Source organism: Baaleninema simplex PCC 7105 (genome assembly GCF_000332355.1).
GTDB lineage: Bacteria > Cyanobacteriota > Cyanobacteriia > Cyanobacteriales > Geitlerinemataceae > Baaleninema > Baaleninema simplex.
In genome coordinates, this window is record NZ_KB235962.1 from 317,720 (window position 1) to 338,546 (window position 20,827).

At 46.4% G+C, this 20,827-nt stretch carries 17 protein-coding genes; 6 read left to right on the forward strand and 11 right to left on the reverse strand.

The genetic code is table 11. The features are described from left to right. Positions 1-83: 83 nt before the first annotated feature. Positions 84-833 carry a response regulator gene (locus GEI7105_RS0126720; RefSeq protein ID WP_245555508.1) on the forward strand — a complete coding sequence of 250 codons (750 nt, stop codon included), beginning with the start codon at positions 84-86 and terminating at the stop codon, positions 831-833. A gap of 122 nt (positions 834-955) precedes the next feature. Here the strand turns inward: GEI7105_RS0126720 and lodB are convergent, their stop codons facing one another. From lodB to GEI7105_RS34050, 8 genes are all read right to left on the reverse strand, one after another. Beyond that, the gene (gene lodB, locus GEI7105_RS0126725; RefSeq protein WP_017663435.1) at positions 956-2,083 is read right to left on the reverse strand and encodes a lysine-epsilon-oxidase maturase LodB; all 1,128 of its coding nucleotides are present in this window, start codon (positions 2,081-2,083) and stop codon (positions 956-958) included. A gap of 212 nt (positions 2,084-2,295) precedes the next feature. Continuing rightward, complete coding sequence (lodA, locus tag GEI7105_RS0126735; protein WP_017663437.1) at positions 2,296-4,371, reverse strand: CTQ-dependent lysine 6-oxidase LodA; 2,076 nt, start codon at positions 4,369-4,371, stop codon at positions 2,296-2,298. A gap of 422 nt (positions 4,372-4,793) precedes the next feature. Beyond that, positions 4,794-6,200, reverse strand: a complete 1,407-nt coding sequence (locus GEI7105_RS0126740) for a hypothetical protein (protein ID WP_017663438.1) — start codon at positions 6,198-6,200, stop codon at positions 4,794-4,796. Between the two features lie 782 nt (positions 6,201-6,982). Beyond that, positions 6,983-8,899, reverse strand: a complete 1,917-nt coding sequence (locus GEI7105_RS0126750; protein ID WP_017663439.1) for an alpha/beta hydrolase family protein — start codon at positions 8,897-8,899, stop codon at positions 6,983-6,985. Positions 8,900-8,921: 22 nt separating this feature from the next. Beyond that, positions 8,922-9,365: an HXXEE domain-containing protein gene (locus tag GEI7105_RS0126755; protein WP_144054067.1), complete on the reverse strand. Its 444-nt coding sequence runs from the start codon at positions 9,363-9,365 to the stop codon at positions 8,922-8,924. 484 nt (positions 9,366-9,849) lie between these two features. Next, on the reverse strand, positions 9,850-10,737 hold the full coding sequence (locus GEI7105_RS0126760; RefSeq protein ID WP_202804472.1) for a hypothetical protein: 888 nt from the start codon (positions 10,735-10,737) through the stop codon (positions 9,850-9,852). Between the two features lie 6 nt (positions 10,738-10,743). Continuing rightward, complete coding sequence (locus tag GEI7105_RS32695; protein ID WP_202804473.1) at positions 10,744-11,463, reverse strand: RNA polymerase sigma factor; 720 nt, start codon at positions 11,461-11,463, stop codon at positions 10,744-10,746. Positions 11,464-12,287: 824 nt separating this feature from the next. Beyond that, positions 12,288-13,757 carry a protein kinase domain-containing protein gene (locus GEI7105_RS34050; protein ID WP_051044243.1) on the reverse strand — a complete coding sequence of 490 codons (1,470 nt, stop codon included), beginning with the start codon at positions 13,755-13,757 and terminating at the stop codon, positions 12,288-12,290. A gap of 426 nt (positions 13,758-14,183) precedes the next feature. Here GEI7105_RS34050 and acsF point away from each other — a divergent pair, with 426 nt between their 5' ends. Further along, positions 14,184-15,260 carry a magnesium-protoporphyrin IX monomethyl ester (oxidative) cyclase gene (acsF, locus tag GEI7105_RS0126775; protein ID WP_017663444.1) on the forward strand — a complete coding sequence of 359 codons (1,077 nt, stop codon included), beginning with the start codon at positions 14,184-14,186 and terminating at the stop codon, positions 15,258-15,260. A gap of 185 nt (positions 15,261-15,445) precedes the next feature. Here the strand turns inward: acsF and petE are convergent, their stop codons facing one another. Beyond that, positions 15,446-15,856, reverse strand: a complete 411-nt coding sequence (gene petE, locus GEI7105_RS0126780; protein WP_017663445.1) for a plastocyanin — start codon at positions 15,854-15,856, stop codon at positions 15,446-15,448. A 244-nt stretch (positions 15,857-16,100) separates the two neighbouring features. Here petE and GEI7105_RS32705 point away from each other — a divergent pair, with 244 nt between their 5' ends. The 4 genes from GEI7105_RS32705 (at position 16,101) to GEI7105_RS0126800 (ending at position 18,498) form a co-directional block, all read left to right on the forward strand. Next, entirely contained in the window at positions 16,101-16,526 is a 426-nt protein-coding gene (locus GEI7105_RS32705; protein WP_017663446.1) for a hypothetical protein, read from the forward strand. Between the two features lie 103 nt (positions 16,527-16,629). Next, entirely contained in the window at positions 16,630-17,739 is a 1,110-nt protein-coding gene (bioB, locus tag GEI7105_RS0126790) for a biotin synthase BioB (protein WP_017663447.1), read from the forward strand. Between the two features lie 199 nt (positions 17,740-17,938). Next, a complete protein-coding gene (locus GEI7105_RS0126795) occupies positions 17,939-18,163 on the forward strand; it encodes a DUF433 domain-containing protein (protein ID WP_017663448.1) in 225 nt (74 codons plus the stop codon). Beyond that, positions 18,160-18,498 carry a DUF5615 family PIN-like protein gene (locus GEI7105_RS0126800; protein ID WP_017663449.1) on the forward strand — a complete coding sequence of 113 codons (339 nt, stop codon included), beginning with the start codon at positions 18,160-18,162 and terminating at the stop codon, positions 18,496-18,498. Before GEI7105_RS0126795 ends, GEI7105_RS0126800 begins: the two co-directional genes overlap by 4 nt. A gap of 250 nt (positions 18,499-18,748) precedes the next feature. On the opposite strand, the gene GEI7105_RS32710 is transcribed toward GEI7105_RS0126800, so the two are convergent. Together GEI7105_RS32710 and GEI7105_RS0126810 are read right to left on the reverse strand one after the other, a co-directional pair. Continuing rightward, positions 18,749-19,549, reverse strand: coding sequence for a DUF1524 domain-containing protein (locus GEI7105_RS32710; RefSeq protein ID WP_035494145.1), 801 nt, complete (start codon positions 19,547-19,549; stop codon positions 18,749-18,751). A gap of 25 nt (positions 19,550-19,574) precedes the next feature. After that, positions 19,575-20,635 (reverse strand): ISKra4 family transposase gene (locus tag GEI7105_RS0126810; protein ID WP_144053634.1). Its coding sequence is split into 2 segments (ribosomal slippage): positions 19,575-20,479 and positions 20,479-20,635, totalling 1,062 coding nucleotides; the frame shifts between segments, so codons are not numbered across the junction. Positions 20,636-20,827: the final 192 nt, after the last annotated feature.

A 20,827-nucleotide genomic window follows, 5' to 3' on the forward strand; every position in this document is an offset into this window, starting at 1 on the left:
TACAGTAGATCTATTGACCCACTTTTGAAACGGCGATCGCTATTTTTTTGAACGACATGGAACGACACGGAATAGCAACAACTATGATTCGCATTGTTCTCATTGAAGATCACGAACTCACGCGAGTTGGCTTGCGGGCGGCTCTCCAACAAACTGAAAGAGTCGAAGTCGCCGGTGAAGCTGCCAACGGAAAACAAGGACTCGCGGTTCTCGAAGCCGTGAAGCCCGATGTGGCGATCGTCGATATCGGATTGCCCGACATCGATGGCATCGAACTGTTAGAACGCTTTCGTCAGGAACACCCCGAGAGCGAGACGAAAGTGTTGATTTTGACGATGCACGACAACGAAGAGGCGGTTTTAGCTGCCTTCGCGGCCGGTGCCGATTCCTACAGCATGAAGGACGCGAGCCTCGATCGCTTGCTCGAAGCGATCCGCATTACTCACGAAGGTAACACGTGGATCGACCCGGCGATCGCACAAATTGTATTGCGTCAGGTTCGGAAAACGCCGTCTCTCGTTGCCAGTGTTGCAGAATCTACACCGTCAGATACGCCGATCTCCGAACGCGAACCCCGCGACGAGGAAACGACAAATATTGAGGGTGTCAATTCAGAAGTCCAGCAAATTATGGAGTCCGATCCGCTCACGGCTCGAGAGTTGGAAATTCTAGAACAGATCGTAGCCGGATGCAATAACGCGCAAATTGCCGAAAAACTTTACATTACGGTCGGCACGGTCAAAACCCACGTTCGCAGTATTCTCAATAAGCTCTGTGTCGACGATCGCACGCAAGCCGCCGTTCGAGCCTTGCGATCGGGGTTAGTGAATTGAGATCGCCGAACGCTTAACACATAGGTCGTTAAGACAACCCATTTTTTCAAGAAAGTTGGGAAAGTTCGATCGGTTTTTCGGCGATTCTCAGTCCAAAACGAGCCGATCGAACGAGAGCCGTTTTAACGGAGGACGACGGAGTTGGCGGTACGACGTTGCCAAAATGGAGCGTCGAGCCAACGCCGTTCGAGATCGTAATGGAGATGTCGCAGCTTCAAATACGTTTCAAAATGACGCTCGAGTCCGTTCTGATACTGGTCGAGTAAGGCTCTGTCGTGACGAGTCAGATATTCGTTGAGAGCGACAGCCGCGTGACTTCCCGAGGTCATCGCGTATCCGATTCCCATCGACGAGAGCGGATCGAAGGCAGTTGCCGCATCCCCGACGGCCATCCAATTGTCGCCGACGGCGCGATCGAGAATGTGAGAGTGTGCGGGTTTGACTGCTAGGAGGCCGATCCGCGTTCCTCCTCGAGTTCGCTGGTAAGTTTGGTTTGTTTTAGAGAGCAGGCGACTCCACGACGAGGCTTTGTGGAGTTGCTGCTGCCGCATAATATCGATATCTGTCATGAAGGCGACGCTTAAGGTTCCATCGGGTAAATATGCTGAATACCACCATCCTTCAGGAACGGATTCGACTAAAATTTCTTCGGGTTGAGGGCGATAGGTGGCGTCAAAGGACAGAAACGCGGTAATGCCGACGAGAGAGTCGCAGACGATGGATTTAGCCCCCAAACGCTTGGCTGCTCTCGATTGTCTTCCCGTGGCATCGACGAGATAGTGCGAGTCTAACGAAAACGGTTCGCCAGAAGCATGGCTTAGAAAAAGTCGCCACCCTCCGCCTTCTAGAAGTTCGCCTTCTTGACATTTAGTTTGTAAGAAAAGTATCCCTCCTCGATGGGAGACACCTTCGGCTAACATCCGATCGAATTGTCGGCGATCGAGTAGATAACCTTCGCCAAATTGACTGAACAGGGACGGTCGAGAGTTGAGGAAGGCATTTCCCCACAGGGCCGAACTGTTGTAAACCGGTTTGTGACCGTCGGCTAGAAACGATTCTTTAACTTGTAAGTAATCGAGTAAAGGTAGCAAACTGGCTGAAACGTTTTCTCCGACCCGAGCTGTTTCGTACTTCGTTTTTTCGATAACTGCTACTGTTAAGTTGGAATAGAGGCAGAGCGTCAACGCTAAACTCGTTCCAGCCGGACCGCCACCTAAAATCGCAACGTCAACTTCTTGGACTCGTTTCATTTCAAATTTTAGTTGAATCCAATCGACAGCAAATGAAAGTCGAGGGCATCTCAAATCTGGAAATTCATCGATCGAGGAGGTGTTGGATTTTGCTGTCGTTGTCCTTCAGCTATCCAACACTCGGGTTTTGACGATCGTTGAGATGCACCCGATGCCCCCACTCGAGTCTCCCATCCTCGGGTTTGAAGAGGTGAGGAAACTCTAAGGCTCAGTTAGAAGCGAATTCGCGTTCCCGAACGAGGTATCCGTTGCCGCTCGTCTTCTACGACCTCAATTTCCTTAAACATATCCAGTTCGGCTGCGAGACCGAGCGATCGCAGTTGAGAACGGCGCACTTCTTTTTGTTGTTCGAGTGTCTTTAGATAAAAGACGAGAACATCTGTACCGTCATCGTCAGGACGATTGGTAATGTCACTAATCGGCACAGACTCGTAAGCAAACATTGTGTTGTTTCGCTCGGTTTCTACGATATAGGGAAACAGTTGTGCGCTCGATCCTGTATTTTGATTGCGAATAAACGCTAAATACGACCAGCCATTGTTGACCATTTGTTTGTAACTGTTCACGCCTCGAATGAAGTTCACTTGTAATCCAGCGGGAACGCCCGATATATCTTGTTCTGAGGCAGTGCGATCGTTACTCAAAACGTTCCAAGGTGCTTGCGGCGGCCACCAGTAAGAGTAATAGGTTGGTGGCTTGGGAACCATCTGTCCTTCTGCGTTTTCTTCTTTATTGACGTTCGGATCTGTGAAGTTAACGAACTGTATCGAGCAGTTGAAGAAATCTGCTTGCCAGGGAATCGCCATACGCTTGGTTAAATCGCCGGGTTCGCATCCTCCTCCGTTACATTCGTCTCGACTCGGAGACAAACCGGTATCCGTGTAATCGTCTTGATGCCATGCGATGTGATAGGGAGATTCGTAGACGATCGGATTTTGGGTCGTCCAAGTGACTTCGATTCCAGGGCATTGAGGTAAGCCGACGACGTTTCCGACACTGGCGCGATCGCGATCGTCTACACCGGCGTAAGACTCGTATGTTGGGGTGTTTTCAAATTTACCGTCAGCCCATTGTTTGAGTAAAAAATATTGTGTTTGAGTCAGTGAAAGAAATTTTTCAATGTTATCGTTACTGACAGAGTTGCTACCAGAGTTGAGCGGCATCAACGGCAGCCCATCATCGCTAAATAGGGTAATTTGACGGCTTTCTGGAAAAGTTGCAGGATCGGGAGGTTCGGGGACTCGAAAATAGGCAAAATACTGTTGCCGATGTGCTTCGTTATCTGGAGACGGATCGCCAAAGTCAAAGATATTAGATGAAAAGGCGAGCATCGATTGAACGTTCGCGACCCAATGATATCCTGCAATTCGTAGGATTATGGGTAAAATGTCCCGTTGGTAGTTTGCCTGAAAGTTATCGTTCCAAGTTCCACCTTGATACATCTCGGGAACTAGATTAAAGTGGCGCACGCTCAAATCAAAAATTGTATCGTCCCATGAAGAGATATTTGTGATTTGCGGTGCAAAATCTGGCGGGCCGACGATCGCCCACGCTTTGAGAACTTGTGGAGGCTCGCCATTGCTAAATGTGATAGTACAAGTCACCGATCCGTCTGAAATGTCGTCGTACCAAGTGTCAGCACCTCCATAGCTAGATAGGGGAAGATCTCCGCCAGATTTACCAAACCCACCCAAGACCAGTAAGCGTCCGGAGCTGTCGGTTTTCAGAGTGCCAAGGGTGTCGATCGGGTAGCCATAGGTGACAGATTCAGGTGGAAAATTTCCGTGTGGGTAAGTACTCGGAATACTGCTGCGATCGATGTCTTCGCTCTCGTTCGTTCCGGCGATCGTTCGCGGTCCGGGATCGATAATTAGGGTTTGACGGTTAGCGGCATCCTTATTCCTTAATTCGACATTCTGATTGGTATAGCTATTGGCATCTCCAAACAAGAGATTTCCTTTGTATTCTGAAAATTGATACCACGCTGCTTTTTTATTTGCCAGGTGTACTGTCCATTCGATCGATGCTACATCAGCATGAGTTACGGTCAGTTCTTCTTCAGTGCCGGTCGTGGAGTTTTTTCGATAAACCCGAAACTTTTGCGCCTGCCGTTTTATCTTTCCACTCGCATCTTTAAAGCTATTAAAAGGGGCTGACTGCTCGTTTCCATATTCATCGCACTCGATCGGCAATGCTCCGATTTGGTTGGGTGCGAGAAAAAACTCGGTTTCGCTATTGCCCACTCGGGCAACTCCGATCGATGGATGAATTGAATAGGTATAACTCATTTCCAATTTGAGTGAGGTACATTAATAAGACGATTTTCAGAGAGCATTTCTGAATTTTTGCAAAAAATATAGCAATTCCACTTGATTTGCGGAAAGAATCACTGATGGACAGGCTAGAAGCGCTGACTATGCGAGGTTTTTCAAATCTGTATTTTACAAATGATTTAGAATTGCTATATAGCAGTCCCAAATGAGTCGTCAAAAATCAAAACACCAGAAAAAATCTGATTCCCCGTTCCCTGTTTCCCGTTCCCTATTCCCTGCTCCCGACTTTGTTACACAACTGATTTAGGATTGCTATATATGAATTTGTGTTTTCGTTCGCTAAATTTCCGAATTGGAGACTTTGCGAATTGAAAAGCGCTCTCTCCAAAATTGATACACTAAGCTAAGGAGAGAGTGCGATCGGTGGGACTTATCGATTACGAGCTAGCTTCCTCGATGGGAGTTCTAGTCGTCGTCACAATATTCGTCTTCAGTTTGCCGTACTCTACGTACTTGTAGGTCTGGTCAGATGGGTTATATCGCAAAATCGCGGATAGTAAATACCCTTGATACGTAAAGGCTTTGGTTCCAGCTGGGGCAGAAAACTGTATGGTTTCAGTCGTCGTGGTACTCCATTGTTCGGTGAAGGTCAAGTTAAACCCAATCTTGAAACCTGCTTTAACAATTTCAGCACTCGCTTCATAGGAAAACTCAAGGCTGAAGGATTGAGACGTCGTGAAAGTAAATCCTTGAGCTACGCTAACGCTGTAACTCGAACTCGCATCAGAGTTGGTATTGTCCAAACAGCCGATATTATCTAAATCGGGTGAGTAGAGAACGATGACCTCAACAAAGTTTTCTTTGGCGATTTTAGGTAAACTTTTGTCAAAAGTCTCTTTGTTGGCTGGTGGTAAATTTGTAAAAATTTCAACTTTGCTCGGTTTAATGGGTATGCCACGCACGAGCCAGTTAGAAACTCGAAACAATTTATCTTTAAAGTGAGACTCAACAAAAGCTTTATCTGAATACAAGGAATCTAAATCAGAGTACAACACTGCTCGAGCTGTAATAGTCAAGGTTGTATCGTGCTTGAGCGCTTCTTTTTTCTTTTTGTAATCTTTTATTACAAGCCGCCAGTTAATTGTTAAAACACCAATTCCATCACACTCTTCTTTGCCGGGATTGTAATTATCGACTAAAAAAATTACGCGATTGTCGGATTTGTCGTAATCGCGAACTTGAGTATCGTCTAATGGAGCAATGGCGTTACTGAGAACAGATTCGATGGAATCTTTGTCTAAGCCTTTAACGAGAACTGAAGATGCATTCGTTCCAACTTGAACGAACAACTGCTTAATTGCATCAACAGTTGAATATCTTCCCGTATAAGGGGGTTGCACGTCTTTGACACCTGTAAATCCAGGTTTATTGTTGTAAAGATAATCGAAGTGTTCGGGATATTGAATATACGACAGTTCGGTACTGTATCCGGCTCCTGTATTGCTGGGTTCCCAGTTTCCTTCTGATGATTTTGCTAAGCCAGCATAAACAACTTCTGCAGAATAGCCACTTTCTGCGAGTTGTTCGAGCTGAAATTCACTCCGGTAATAGACGCGGTTACTTTTCTGCTCGCCTTGTTGTGGTGCATAAATTCCATAGGTTTGTACGGCTCCAACAGGAAGTTGACCCTTGACTTCGTTAATATACTCTTTGAGCTTCTTAGGATCGGTATCCGAACAGGTTAAGCCAACATTATTGAGTTGCTTTTGCAATTCTTCTGATGTTAAAGGAGTTGGCGTGTTGGAGTTGAGTTGAACGGGAACTTTTTTGACGGGTATAGGCATAAGATGTTTACTCGTGTAAATGCAGTATGGGTTTTAAGGTTCTATGAGTATGACGATTCTCGAGAACAATTTCTGAATTTTTTTCAAAATTTTAGCAAAAGAGCGATCGTGATTTTAAAATCGATATATAGTAATTAAATTAATTAATTTCAAAAATTAGATATATAGCAGTCCCAAATGAGTCGTCAAAAATCAAAACACCAGAAAAAATCTGATTCCCCGTTCGCCGTTCCCGATTCTCTTGTTGTCTCAATTTTGTTACACAACTGATTTAGGGCTGCTATATGTACAAAACTATATGCACGAAGCTGACGCATTTAGCCTATTTGTAGTGGGAAACGCTCATCCAATAACCTGGGTTTCAAGAAGTCCTCGCCATATTCCCCCTTAGCTCCCCTCTCCTTTGGGGGGATGGAGGGGCTTATCCGATTGGATAAAACCAGTCTTTGAGTTGGATTCCGTATCAGACGTTCGGATAGCTCAGTCGAGCTGTTGAGTCGCCGAGCGTTTACCGTTGAAGCTTCAGTCGAGATGTGGATAGATCGTTCTACGAAAGTGAAATGCAGCCCATTGACGGGTGCATCTCGATGAATGTAAAAACACGAAGCTCTGGGTAGGTTAGACTTCGGCAACGCTGCCGTCCACGGGTGGAACGGAGTGGAACCCAACAGCCGCTCGATCGAGTAGGTCAGCTTGCATCCGATGAATTTACATTTTTGAGATGCACCTGCGATCGCACGTCCTGAAAACTTCGATTTATGGTTACGATCTGATCTCAACTCTCAAACTCGCTTAAACAAAGCTTTCGTTCGGGTTTGCCGCAATGCAAGCCGTAGCAGAAATCGAACGGCTTTGTCTAATCCACCTCCTAACGGTCCGTAAGTAATTGTAGTTCCAGATAGAGAGGCTTTCGCTCTTAATCCATCAATATAAATCCACTCCATAACTGTTGCAGGAGAGAGAAGTTGGCAATAATGAAATCCTCTGGCTGAGGGAATAAAGTAATTAATGGGAGTTTTCATCACCCTCGCTTTGACTTGACAAAATTGTTCGCTGTTTATCGTGACGTAGTTGTACTTGGGATACACCCATATCCATAGCGGACCCGCTGCGATAAACGGAACGCTATCTTCGCCCATTGCCATTTGTATGCCAAATTTATCGAAGTATTGGCGCGCCTTGTCTCCAGCGTGTTCTAACGCCCATTGATAGACGTTTTGATTAATTTCGTTTCCTCTCGAAGATCCGTCTGTTTCTTCAAAGTTAGGATTGCTGACCCCTGCATATTGCCAAATTTTTTGGCGAGAATTCAGTTTTGATCGCAAGGAAAATGCTGCGATGGGAAAAAAGCCCGTGTCGAAATTGTCTAAAAAGTTATACAAGGCTTGGGTTACGCTAGAGACAGTCAGCGTGCATTCTGTAGCGGTTTGCTGGTTTCCATCGCAGGGAGGTTTTCCATTGTTTAAAGGAGGCTCGATCCTGGGAATGTGAACGCTAGGATTTGCAAAAGGATTATAAGTATAAGAACGGTGAAAACTATCGATGGCAGTGATATCAAACGGAACGGGCGAGCGATCGCGACCTGCCATGATTGGATTAGCTCGTTCTTGAATCCAGGGAGAATATGCCGTACATTTGGGATCGTTACGGGGTTGGTTATCGATTTCGACACGATAGCAGGCAGGTTTAAAACCGTTATATCCCTCCATCAAAAAAGCATCGAGAATAGGTTGAAGGGTTTGTTGGGTCTCGAAACATTTTTCTTTCAGAAAAACACGACTGTCTTTCGTATCGGTATCGGGTAGCTGCGTGTTGAGAAAGTGATAAGCTAACTGACCAATTTGCTGACGAACTTCTTCATCTGAGATTTGGGGTTTGAGATCGAAGTCAGCGACATAGGAGACGGGTTCGCCTGAAGCGAATTGCATATGAGTGGCTCCCTCGATCGCCACGACGGGAAAGTTATCTAGATCGGTTTCTGTTTCTGGATTAATCTGTTGATACCAAAATGCCGTCGCAATTCGTGTAATGCGAGCCAGTCCATCTAACGTGCCGCCGATGGTTAAGGTTGGAACGCTGTATTGAATCTCTGTTTTTCCAGCGTCACTCAATTTGGAAACATAGGTCTTATTTAAAAAAGATCCCATTAGAATCTGACCTTTTGCTCGCTCGGGAAAGCTTTTAAGATATTTTTGAATGGCGATTCCGCCGACAGAATGGGCGATAAAAAAAATATTGTCTGTATCGGGCATTCCCTCTTGTTTCATTTGACTGAGAACTTTATCGATCGCCAATCCAGTTTCGCGGGGAATGGGAGAGTCACCAATAAACTGAGGAATGCCAACCCAAATCTTTAAATTGGGGGCGGCATTTTGAATAGATTTAGCAATCGGACAATATCGATCGATGGGAATTCCTTCTCCTTGAATAAAAACGATCGCAACTTCAATTCCTTCCGGTTGGCTGGGTTGGATAACGATCGGCGATCCCGCCCAATTATTGGCATAGCTGAGTTGAATTAAAACGACAAACAGTAATAAAAATCCAATTAGGCCGACTCCAAACCAAAGTAGGTGAGTAATCGTGGTATCTCCAATCTGTTGGTTCGCGATCGCCGCTGCTACGAGTAAAATTGCGAAAACGAACGATATCAGCAAAGTCAAACTGTTGCCGAGCCAGAAGAATTTTTTGCAAGACATTGTTTTTATCTGTATTCGTAGTTTATTGTGCTACTTTGCTTGCTTCTGAGTTAGGAGAAGCCATGAGTTTTTGAACGAACAGAACGCTCGCAACAAATAAAATCGGTCCAGAAACTCCACCTGGAAAGTAATGCTGCAAAACGAGCCAAGTTCCGATATGAAACATTCCATTGAGGAGTTCGATAATTCCCCATCCCCACATTAAGTAAATGCTCCATTGACTGCCTCGACTGACACTTGGCACGGAGCCTAACATTAACGCAATGATGAGATAGTTCAACACGGCAAATAAATCTGCACTAATTCCAAAAATGGGAATCCAAGGAAAGTGTTGATGCAAAACCTCACTCATACTGTGGAAGTAAGTATACAGTTCGGTATAGGTTTCTTCCATGCTGTGAACGACTTGAACGAGTCCCAAAATCCAGTAACTTTGGGCAAGTTTGACTGGCCGATCTTCTATCATCGATCGCTTCTCCATGAAGTGAGTTATAGCCTGAGTTATCGATCTTTTCAGTTTTCAACTTTATGTTGATTTATGTTGAATACTTTGCCGAGCTGTGTTTTAGCTTTACTAACTCTCGAAGGTTGGGGTTCGTTCAGAGCGATCGCAAACCCAAACTAACGGGGTGCATCTCAAAAATTTAAATTTATCGGATCGGAGTCTCTGCACTGAATTAAGCTGTTGTTGGGTTGCACGATCGCTCCACCTCTGGACGGCAGCGTTGCCGAAGTCCAACCTACCTCAAACTCATATTTTTACATCCATTGAGATGCACCCAACTAACGCGCGATATAAAGACGATACTCTAACTCGAGGTTTCGCCGTTTTTTTGGAAAACCCAAACGACAATTTGTATGCCGCGATCGCAATACAGTTCGATCGTTTTGTGAAAACTGTTCAGGTCGTGTCGCCGCTTTCGCTCGAGAGGCGATCGAGCGTTACAACATTACCAAAGCAGTTGAAAGAAGTAGATTTGGACGATAATGCCGAGATTGAGAAAAATGACAGCTGTAAAATGCCACCATTGATTAAAGGTCGATTCTGCGAGTATTCCTTCGACTACCCCTCCTAGCATCAATAGAGTCGGGGCTAATCCTGCCAAAACGACAGGTAAGTTCGCTGCTGCTAAGGCTGGAGTGAAGAGGTGAAAATACGCAACGAAGTTTACGATCGCATTGACGATAAAGACGACAAGAATTGAAACGGCTAAAGGGAAAACGGGTTGGTTGTCGATCGGATAAATCGTGGCTTTTGGGTTTTGAGGGCCGATAAAGGCAACGATACCACTCACGATCGCAAAAGTGAGAGTAATTTTGTTGATGCCAAATACTCCCAAGGAAAATGCTAGAAGTCCAGCACCTTGAAGAACAAACAGTAACTTGTATGCGACTTCACGAAGCCATTCGTTATTGAAGTCTTTGATATCAAAGTCCGAGTCGAGAGGATTTTTGAAATGCACGACTTGCCAGCCTTCATATTCGTGCATCATAATTCCAGTCAATCCGCCGAATGTTTGAATGATGGGGGCGATCGCGAGTAAAAAGACTTGTATGTCCGTTCCGAGAATGGCTTTTAACGCACTGGAATGCTGGAAAATTAAAAACGATAAAATAAAAGCAGGAACGAACGGAAGCCAATGAACTAATTCTACAAGATTGAGTATCCAGCCACGCGCGTATTTAGCGAGATCTTGTTCGACTAAATATGTTTTTGGCTCGGGTTTTTGCCATTCCCATCCTGGCTCTGGATAATACCCTAGGTTCGGATTAGATTCCTCATGATAGTTGTCGGGCAGACTGGTTTTAATTTCCATGGATTTATTGCTGAATTTCATCAAAAATCACTCAAATTGTCGCACGGTACAGTCGGTGTTAATATAATTCAAATGAGGAGGAGAGCGAGATGTTCGTAAAACAATAGCGTTCGTAACGGCTATCGTTTTCGATGAGTCTATGTCGGTTTCATCTTCTTCAAAAAAGTATTCTTTCAACTCTTGAGATAAAATTTTTCGAGATTGAGAGATGCGTTTACAAACGTTTGCATAAGAAATAGCTTGTGCTTCTGCTATTTCTTGGTAAGATAGCTCTTCATAAAAATGTAGAATAAATGTCTCGCGAAGCCGAATTGGTAAATTTTGAATTGCTCGATGAATTATGAGTCTTTTTTCATTCATTTCTAATATGATTTCTGGCGTATTGTCTGTTGTGTTTACATCTTTTTCTTCAGAAATTTTTTCTATATTTATTATTCGGTTAGTATGTCGGCAATGTTCTCGATGAATATCGATGCAAAGGTTATACGTTAATTGGGTTATCCAGCTTTTGAAATTTTTGATTTCTCCTCTATGCTTTTGTGATTTTTCCCAGGCTTTAATCGTTGCTCGGCTTAGAGCATCTTCAGCATCGTTATAGTTCCCCATCCACTTCAAACAGCAATAAAATAAGCGGGAACGATCGTGTTGCCAATGTTTCCAGAAATTTTGAAGTACGGGGTCGTTTTGTAACTGATATGCTGAAGTTTTACGAACAAATTGAGACTCTGACATTGATTTTGCATGCATGATGTACTTTCGAGACTCAACGGTACAGTTTTGAAAGTCTCGTTATCTATCTGTTTGGGCATTTTAAGCTTATAAAAATGCCCACCAAATATCTTTGCCGATCGCACGTTTGTTTTGCAAAAGGCTTAGCCAATCTATAAGAGGTGTTTAGATCTCCCGAGTTACTGTGGATTGTGATGTAACTTTTCGTCAAGTATAACTAGGAGATCTTCATAAATTAAGAAACGATATCAATCTAACTTCTGTTTTAATAGAATGTCAAGTTTTTAGTTTTGTAAACAAATGTAATATCTGTTTATAGCAACAAGCAAAAAGTTAAAAAGTAGGTTGGATAAAGCTTACAGCTTGTTGGGTTTCGATATTGGCTCGTTTTTGTAGACTGTAGGTTTACAAATCATAGAGTTTTTCGATGGAATTATTTAATTTAATGTTTTAATCGATCGATTTCAATCGACTTATCTTTTTGTATAACACTCTATAAGCTATAGGTTAAAAATAACATAGAGTTATGCTGCTATTTTTGTGAAGCTCGATCGCCGATCTTTCAAACGGCAGTAATCTCGGGGTCTCTCTTTAAATTTTCGATCTTCGTTCGTTATGTTTTGAAACTAAAAAGTAATATAAATTTTAAGTCGTGTAGTTTTCTAGCATTTTTAACGCATCATACAATTCGCACTCTGGAGCATCCAGAGGCGATCGCGCCTCGCTCGTGGTGGGTCTAACACTCCATCCGTTTTCGATAAACTGGATTTCAAGAAGTCTTCACCACAGAAGCACAGAGAAGGGCTTGTCGCATTCGGTACAACCACTCGACAGAAGGTCGTTTACAATTCTCGGAACCGATACATTACCACACCCGACACAGGATCGTTGTCAACGTCCACGTAGCCGGTTTTCACCAACTCCATTAACAACTGTTCCGTTTCCACAAACGACATTCCCGTCGCCATCACCGCCTGCGTGACCGAGAGTTGGCCGTCGTGGGTACTCGCGGCACGAATCAACTTAACGGTTTTCTGGTCTTTCGTCGGAGTCGGCAACGTTTGCGTGACGACGCTTTGAGGTTGCAGGGGAACGCCAGCCTCAGACAGGCCGAGCTTGGCTCTGGCTTTGCGTTCGTATTCGTCCACGAGGTTCGGCATGAGGAACAAATCGACGAAACTGCCGATATCTCCGATTACCGGAATCATCCACAACAACCCCGTCCAGATTTGGCCGTTGTAGAACCGATGCAGTCCTTTGAGGGGTCTGAAGTAAGTCCCGAAAATAAACCCCACGAGCCACAATCCATAACTCGTTCGAACGCGATCGCGGTGTTCGGCTTCGGTGGCGGGGCTGGCTGCATCTGTTAAAGGAGAACGTGCCGAGAACGACGGTGACGGACGAGTATCGGTTTTCGAGTCGAGAACCGATAGGGGTCGCTTGAGGTCTTTGAGAATCTCGTCCGCCGAGCGGTATCGCCGTCCCGTTCCCGGTTCGAGCATTTTATCGAGGACGTGACAGAACGATTCGCTTAAGGGACGATCGCCGATGCTGTAATCGCGCCATACCCAATTTCCCTCGCTGCTGTCGTAGAGATCGAACGGGGGAATATCGGTCAGTAAGTGAATGCAGGTGACGCCTAAGCTGTAGAGGTCACTGGCGAAGGTGGCTTTTCCCAAGGCTTGCTCGGGGGCAGCGTATCCGGCGGAACCGATGGTGGTTCCCGTGGCGGCGAGATTGGCGGTCGTTACCAGTTTGGCCGCTCCGAAATCGACGAGGTACAGTCGGCCGTTGCTGCCTTGGATGAGGTTTTCGGGTTTGATGTCCCGGTGGATGACTTGGCGATCGTGGACGAATTGTAGAACGGGTAAAATTTCCTGTAACAGTTGGCGAATTCGAGCTTCGCTAAAACAGCCTTCCTCGTGCAGTTCTCGCTCTAGGTTCCGTCCGTCGATAAATTCTTGAATGAGGTATTGTCGCCCGTTCCACTCGAAATAGGCGAACAAATCGGGAATTTGAGGGTGACGACCGAGGCGATCGAGCCGTTCGGCTTCTTGACGAAAGAGTTCGGCGGCTTTGGCGCGGTTTCGCGTTCCCTGTTCGTTGGGATCGAACTGTTTGATGACGCAGGGAGGACGAGATGGTTTGTGTTCGTCGAGGCCGAGAAACGTGCGTCCGAACCCCCCAACGGCGATCGGTCGAACGGCACGGTAGCGATCGCCGACTTGCAGGGGAAACCCACAACTGAGACAGTGGCGATCGCTATCGGAATTTTCGGGTTGGGGACAGTCGGGATTGAGACAGAACGTCATAGCTGCCGGGAATAAAGAGACTGTCGAGTCTGCTGGGTCTTCTTCTTTATTGTGGCAAATTCGCCGCGCTCTCGTTCGACGGCAGTGCTGTTACGCGACAGTCGAGAGTCTCTGTCATTAACAGAACTTTACGGATTGTTGCAACTTTTAACAAAACCAGAGGGGCGCGTCTCTCATCCCGTTGGTACACTGAAACTCATAGCTAATTCGACCTACGAGGTTGAGAAGCAGGAAATCCTTGGTGTGAACCAGGGAATCTCCCTGCATACCCGATAGGGTTGCTGGGAGAGGATGTCAATTAGCTGGACTTGCTCGATAGCAAGTTTGCTTTTGACTGTACGAACCCAACGGTAGGTAACTGCTTAGAGGCGCTTGACGCGCCCGCGAACGCTCGATCGCAGTGATAGGAAACGACGATAAATCCCTATGGTAGACTCCGTCAAAAAACCCACGTTTGAAGAAATTCGCCCCGGCGTTAAAACTCCCGCCAAAGATACGATCCTCACCCCTCGCTTCTACACCACCGACTTCGAGGAAATGTCCCAAATGGACATTTCCGCTAACGAAGACGAACTGCGTGCGATCCTCGAGGAGTTCCGCGTCGATTACAACCGCCATCATTTCGTCCGTGACGAAGAATTCGAGCAGTCCTGGGATAAAATTAGCGGCGAAGAACGGCGGTTGTTTATTGAATTTCTAGAGCGCTCTTGCACCGCTGAATTTTCCGGCTTCCTGCTTTACAAAGAACTCGGACGCCGTTTAAAAGATAAAAGCCCCGTTTTAGCAGAGTGCTTTACGCTGATGTCGCGTGACGAAGCTCGCCATGCGGGTTTCTTAAACAAGGCGATGTCGGACTTCAACTTGCAGCTCGACCTCGGCTTCCTCACGAAAAGTAAGAAGTACACCTTTTTCAAGCCGAAATTCATCTTCTACGCCACGTATCTGTCGGAAAAAATCGGCTACTGGCGTTATATCACCATTTACCGCCACTTAGAGAAACATCCCGAAGATCGGATTTACCCGATTTTCCGCTTCTTTGAGAACTGGTGTCAGGACGAAAACCGCCACGGCGACTTCTTCGACGCCATCATGCAGGCGCAACCCCAAAATCTCAATGATTGGAAAGCGAAGCTGTGGTGTCGCTTCTTCCTGCTGTCGGTGTTCGCGACGATGTATCTCAACGATTTACAGCGTTCTGGGTTCTACGCCAGTATCGGACTCGACGCTCGGGAATACGACATCGAGGTCATTGAAAAAACGAACGAAACGGCGTCTCGCGTGTTTCCGGTGATGCTCGACGTGAACGATCCCGAGTTCTACAACCGTCTCGATACTTGCGTGGAAAATAACGTCAAGTTGACGCAGATTGCGGAGTCGAACGCGCCGGGAGTTGTGAAATTCTTCCAGAAACTTCCCCTTTACGTCTCGATCGGTTGGCAGTTCTTACGTCTGTATCTGATGAAACCCATCGATGTGGCGTCTCAGGTTCCGGCGGTTCGCTAGTCTCTCTGACGCTTCTTAAATTGAAGGGGTCTGCATCAAGCAGACCTTTTTTTTATCGAGCTTTTCACAAGTTGTAGCTCCCCAGTACGCGAGGAAAACCGGGGAGCTAATCTGACAACGAGCGTTCGGGTGAGTATCAAACGTGAAACTCGTCGCGATCGCATATTTGACAGTTGGAGCGGAGGCTATTCGATGATGAGTTCGCCGACCATACCCGCGCCTCGGTGGGGCGTACAGTAGTAGGAATAGGTTCCCGGCTTGGCGTCTTCGGGAATGGTTTCTTCGTAACCGTCTCCGGGAGCATAAGCCAGTTTGTCGTGAGAGAGCTTTTGCGCTAACCCAGAGTCGGGGGCAGAACTGGTGTCGAAAACGACGTTATGGGGAGGCAGTTTGTTGATTTCCCATTTTACGGTGTCACCAGGGCTGACTTTCAGGGTTTTCGGTTGAAATGCCAGCATTCCGTTGTCTGCACCCATTTTGACGGTGTAGGTTTCGGCGGATGCGGGTGCGATGGCGATCGCAAAGCTGCTGAGGACGATAACCGCCGCTAACAGCACTCGTACCACCGGTTTGAAGTTTAAATTTGCCAATTTCATTGTTATTTACGATTTGTCTATGACAGCTCGTCATACTTCATTGTAAACAAGTTTAAAGAAAAACTGTAGAAAATATTTTAAATGCGATCGCCATCTAATTGATTTAGTGGTTTTTAGAAATACAGCGATAAAAACTTTTTAAATATTTAAAGCCCATTTAAAGCCGGAACTCAACCTGATGTAATTGTAGGTAGAGAAAGAACTATCCGAACTTTGCAACATCCCCGTGTGAGGACATCCCATTATGTTTCGACAAGCTCTGTTATTAGCTGTTGTCGTGGCGAGTCAAACCGCCAGTAGCGCGATCGCAATACCGAGATCGACCCTGCGATCGCAATATCGAGACGTCGAAGTCTCTACCTTCACGCAGCGGTACGATATCGTCGCGGGAAATTTGCACGACATCGCCGCACAACTCCTCGAAACCGGAGATTCCCTCGAAGGACGACAGCGAGAAACCCTCGAAATTGAGTACCCCAGCGGCGATCGCGACTACGCCGTCATCGAATATACCCAAATCGGATTGGCGGACGACTCCGTCGGTAGCATTCACCACCGCCTCGAACTGCAATCGAGTCCCAGCGGTTGGATCGTAGAGTGGGTCGGCGCACGATATCAATGTGCGCGTGGGGACAATCCCAACGCTTGGACGAACGAATTGTGTCCGTAAAAAGGTTCTAGACCCCTGCGGTTTGCGAAAACTGGGGGTTCTAGGGAGATTCTCTTAAGTGGTACAATGCCGATCGCGCCCCAGGAAGGGCGAACGACGCTGCATGGAGAGTCCGACTGTGGTTCGAGTACCTTTAAAAACCGAACGTTTATCCGACGCAACTTCGACGAATACCCGCGATCTCGCCACTTTAGAAGTGTGGGTCAACGATCTCGCCGATCGCATCGTTGCAGGAGAGCGTCTCGATCGCGAGACGGCGATGGAACTGACGCAAATCGAAGGAACCGACGCAATTTTACTACTTTGCGCCGCCGCCGATCGCGTGCGTCAAGCGTGTTGCGGAAACGTCGTCGATCTATGCAGTATCATCAACGTCAAATCTGGCGGTTGTTCGGAAAACTGCGGGTTCTGCTCTCAATCGGCGCACCACCCCGGAAAAGATTCCCCCATTTACGGGTTGAAAACCCAAGAGGAAATCCTCGAACAAGCCAAAGCTGCGGCGTCGGCGGGTGCGAAACGGTTCTGTTTGGTCTCCCAAGGACGCGGACCGAAATACAGCAGTCCCAAATCGCAGGAATTCGAGGAAATCCTCGAAACGGTGCGCCGCATCATCGCCGAAACCAGCATTAAACCTTGTTGCGCTCTCGGGGAAGTGACGCCGGAACAAGCGCAACAACTGGCTGAAGCTGGGGTGACTCGCTACAACCACAACTTGGAAGCCTCGGAAAACTTCTTCGGCGAAATCGTCACGACGCACAGTTGGCGCGATCGCGTGGAAACGGTGCAACACCTGAAAGCTGCGGGGATTCAAGCCTGCACTGGCGGTATTTTGGGAATGGGTGAAAGCTGGAGCGATCGCATCGATTTAGCGTTGTCGCTGCGGGAGTTGGACGTGGAATCGATTCCCCTCAACTTGCTCAATCCCCGAGAAGGAACGCCTCTCGACGATCGCAGCAAACTCGATCCTTACGAAGCACTCAAGGCGATCGCCATCTTCCGTTTAATTCTCCCCGATCGCATTATCCGCTACGCAGGCGGTCGCGAGTCGGTCATGGGTGAGTTACAAGCGTTAGGCTTGAAAGCCGGAATCAACGCCATGTTAATCGGTCACTACCTCACCACCCTCGGACAATCACCGGAACAAGACCGAGAAATGCTGGAATCTCTCGGTTTGGAAGGCGGTGAAGCCCCAGTTCCGGGTTTTCAAGAATAAGAAAGAACTGAGTGAGGTTTGACCTCTCTCGATCGAAGTCCGCATCTCTTGATTTTGGAGGTGCGGATTTTGGTATTGGGGCGAAGGTAGAATCGAGATAGGGTTGGCGAAAGTGGGAGATGGTATCTTCCCCAATTCGCTGTTTGCCAAGTTGGGAAAAATGCAAAACTAGAAGAAGACGATTAGCGAGCTATCTACAATGTCAGACTTACTCCAAAGAATTACGATTAATCCCCAACAGTGCGGCGGTCGTCCCTGCATCCGAGGGATGAGAATCCGGGTATCGGATGTATTAGATCTCTTCGCGGCGGGTCTGAGTTCAGAAGAAATCTTAGAGGAAATGCCCGATCTCGAAGCAGACGATCTCAAGGCATCCCTTCTCTATGCTTCGCGGAAACTGAATCACCCAGTTTTAGTCGGATGACGATCTGGGTAGATGCACACCTGTCTCCGGCGATCGCCACCTGGATTACAAGAACTTTTGGAATTGAAGCCGTCGCCTTACGGGATCTTGGACTAAGAGACGCAGAAGATCCTGAAATCTTTGAAGCTGCAAAAGCACAGCAGGCGATTGTGATGACTAAAGACAGTGACTTTGTGGATTTAGTCGAGCGGCTTGGTTCGCCACCCCAAATTATTTGGTTGACTTGTGGCAATACCTCCAACGCTCGTTTACAGGAGATTCTAAGTGAGACGTTACCCAGAGCGTTGGAAATTTTGCAGTCTGGTGAGGCATTAGTCGAAATTAGTGGAGACTAGCACTGCAAGATAACCGATTCAGCTACATACGGATAAAAGCTGCGATGACGGTACTAATTTCAAGGTTATCTACCGCCGCTGCATTTTGCTGTTAGATGGCTTAAGCTATATTTGTCCACTCTTTTCAAGGTGGTTAACGAGATAGCTAGCTTTTAGCAATCTGATAAGTTTTCTCTACTCCACACAAAGTTCTACTTAACCGGATAAGCACGTTACAAATTGTATGACCAACTAAATAAAACCTAATAATTTAATCTTGTCTTAAGTCACACAGTTCACTTGCCTTGTTAAGCAGCAATTCAGACCTTGACACTAGAAAACTATCGTAGTCATCATCGATGAAGGCATTAGCAGGACAGAAATGTGTAGATATTATTTGCTGGAAGCTTTCCTCGCAATCAGGCATTTCTATACGATACTTACTAGGCTGTTTGTTTTTTATTTTGTTATTGTCACTCCTAGAAAGCAATGCAAAGTTTGCTAAGCAATTAATTTCATCGTCTTTATATTTTTCAAGGTTTTGCAAGTAAGATTTTGGGAAGATATGATGAAATTCTTTTCGATTGCCTTGCGCTAAAACATTTTTCAATGATATATTTGTACCTTGAATAAAGTTTAAAGGTTTGCCTTGTGCTAACAGCAAAATAAATGTTCTGGTTGCCACTGAATTCATTCGGAAATAATTCTTGAGAAAAAAACTAGTATCTAATGATATGTCAAAACTTTCGAGTTGATGAGGTTGACCTGTCTTGAGTTTTTTTACTTCTGCTAAATCTAAATCTGTACTTTTAGATGCTCCTCGTGCATACCTTTTAGAGAAACACGCACGCCAAAACCATTTTTTGATAGCCTGATATTGCTCTTGAGGTACAGGAGGGGGCTGTTTTTGTGGTGACGAAAAGAATGATGATAGAACGGCTAAAATGTTTTCCATTGGTAGAAGCTTAAGAGAGAATACATTTAGCTCATCTTTCAAAAAGTCAATCGCTCTGAATATACCCGTCTGAATTTCATCGAATTTATTTCGTACTTCGCTACCAGGAAGATCCATGGGGTGCATCCCAGTTTTGCAAGTGTTAGGCGTAAAAGTCTCCATTGAGATAAGCACAGCGTTGCTTGAGGACTTGTGGAACGTTCTGACGTTCCCACTGAGCGCCGGAAATCTTGAGACGCCGACCAATCTGCTTGACCGTCGATTCAATGGCTCCAGAGCCGATAGAAATCCCTTCACACTGGTAATAGCTGTAGTTGACGATGCGGTGTCGATGTTTTTGCACGTAAGCCACCAACTTGGTGACGCGCGGGTGTGACCAATCCTCGAACTGAGCCAGCGACCCCTCCACATCACCTCGCCACAAACAAGCTTCAACGGCATCGAGACGCTGCTGTGACCCACCCACTTTCCCTAAATTCTCCGTCAAATGATACCAATCGAGAACTTCTTGCCGCTGAGTGGTATCACCTATGTCGGCAAAGAGATTCCAGATCCCATCGTGTCCATCTCCGAGGCAGATTAGAGGCGTGGCCAAGGGTTGTTGATTGACCCAATTCACCAAGCCCTCGTTATCTTCAAAGAAAGCTCCTACACTCGCCCCATGGAGATTGACGGCTTTGTAATCTCGCCAGATACAGGGGTCTCCGACGGCGGTACGCAGACGGACTTTACCTCCATCGAGGCTCATTTCAGCGACGGTCTCTTCGAGTTGGGGCAGTTCAAACTTTTGACGATGTACCAAGCGTTGCTGGCTACTTGCAGAAACGGTCATGCCCGTTAAGACCTCAAGATCTTGAGCCGCCCGCTCGTAGGAGGAGTTGGCGCTCAGGAGTAAACAGCATTTCTCCAGCTCGGGACTCCATCGACTGTGTGCTTTGACCTCTAGCTTCTGGGCTTGTGGCTCGCTCAGACTCAAGCGACCGAGAAGACTTTTTACCGTCCGTTTTCTTCCGCCTTGGCTGCCGCTGCTGTTTTGGATAAAAAATTTCCCACTTCTGGGCTAACGTGTTCTAATAGCTGATGACGGACGGTTTTTTCGATGCCAGATAGGGTTTGAATCTCTTCTGGGTCACTTCCTTCGTAGAGTAGAGCGGCAATCGCTCGAGCGTGAGCTTGAATTTGGCGACGTTTTTCAGCATCCATGAGCTAGGCTTGACTCCGACTTGGGCAACTCCTTTTAGCTTAACTCCCTTCTCTCAAACCGCTCTAAGTAGGGCTTGCTGAAAAGAAGTGAAAAGCTTACGGCGTAGGGCTTAGAGGAGTCTAGATGTGACGTCAAGAGCCCGAAAAAGAGGTAAAATTGAAAATTATCGTGCATCCAGTCAGAGAAAATGT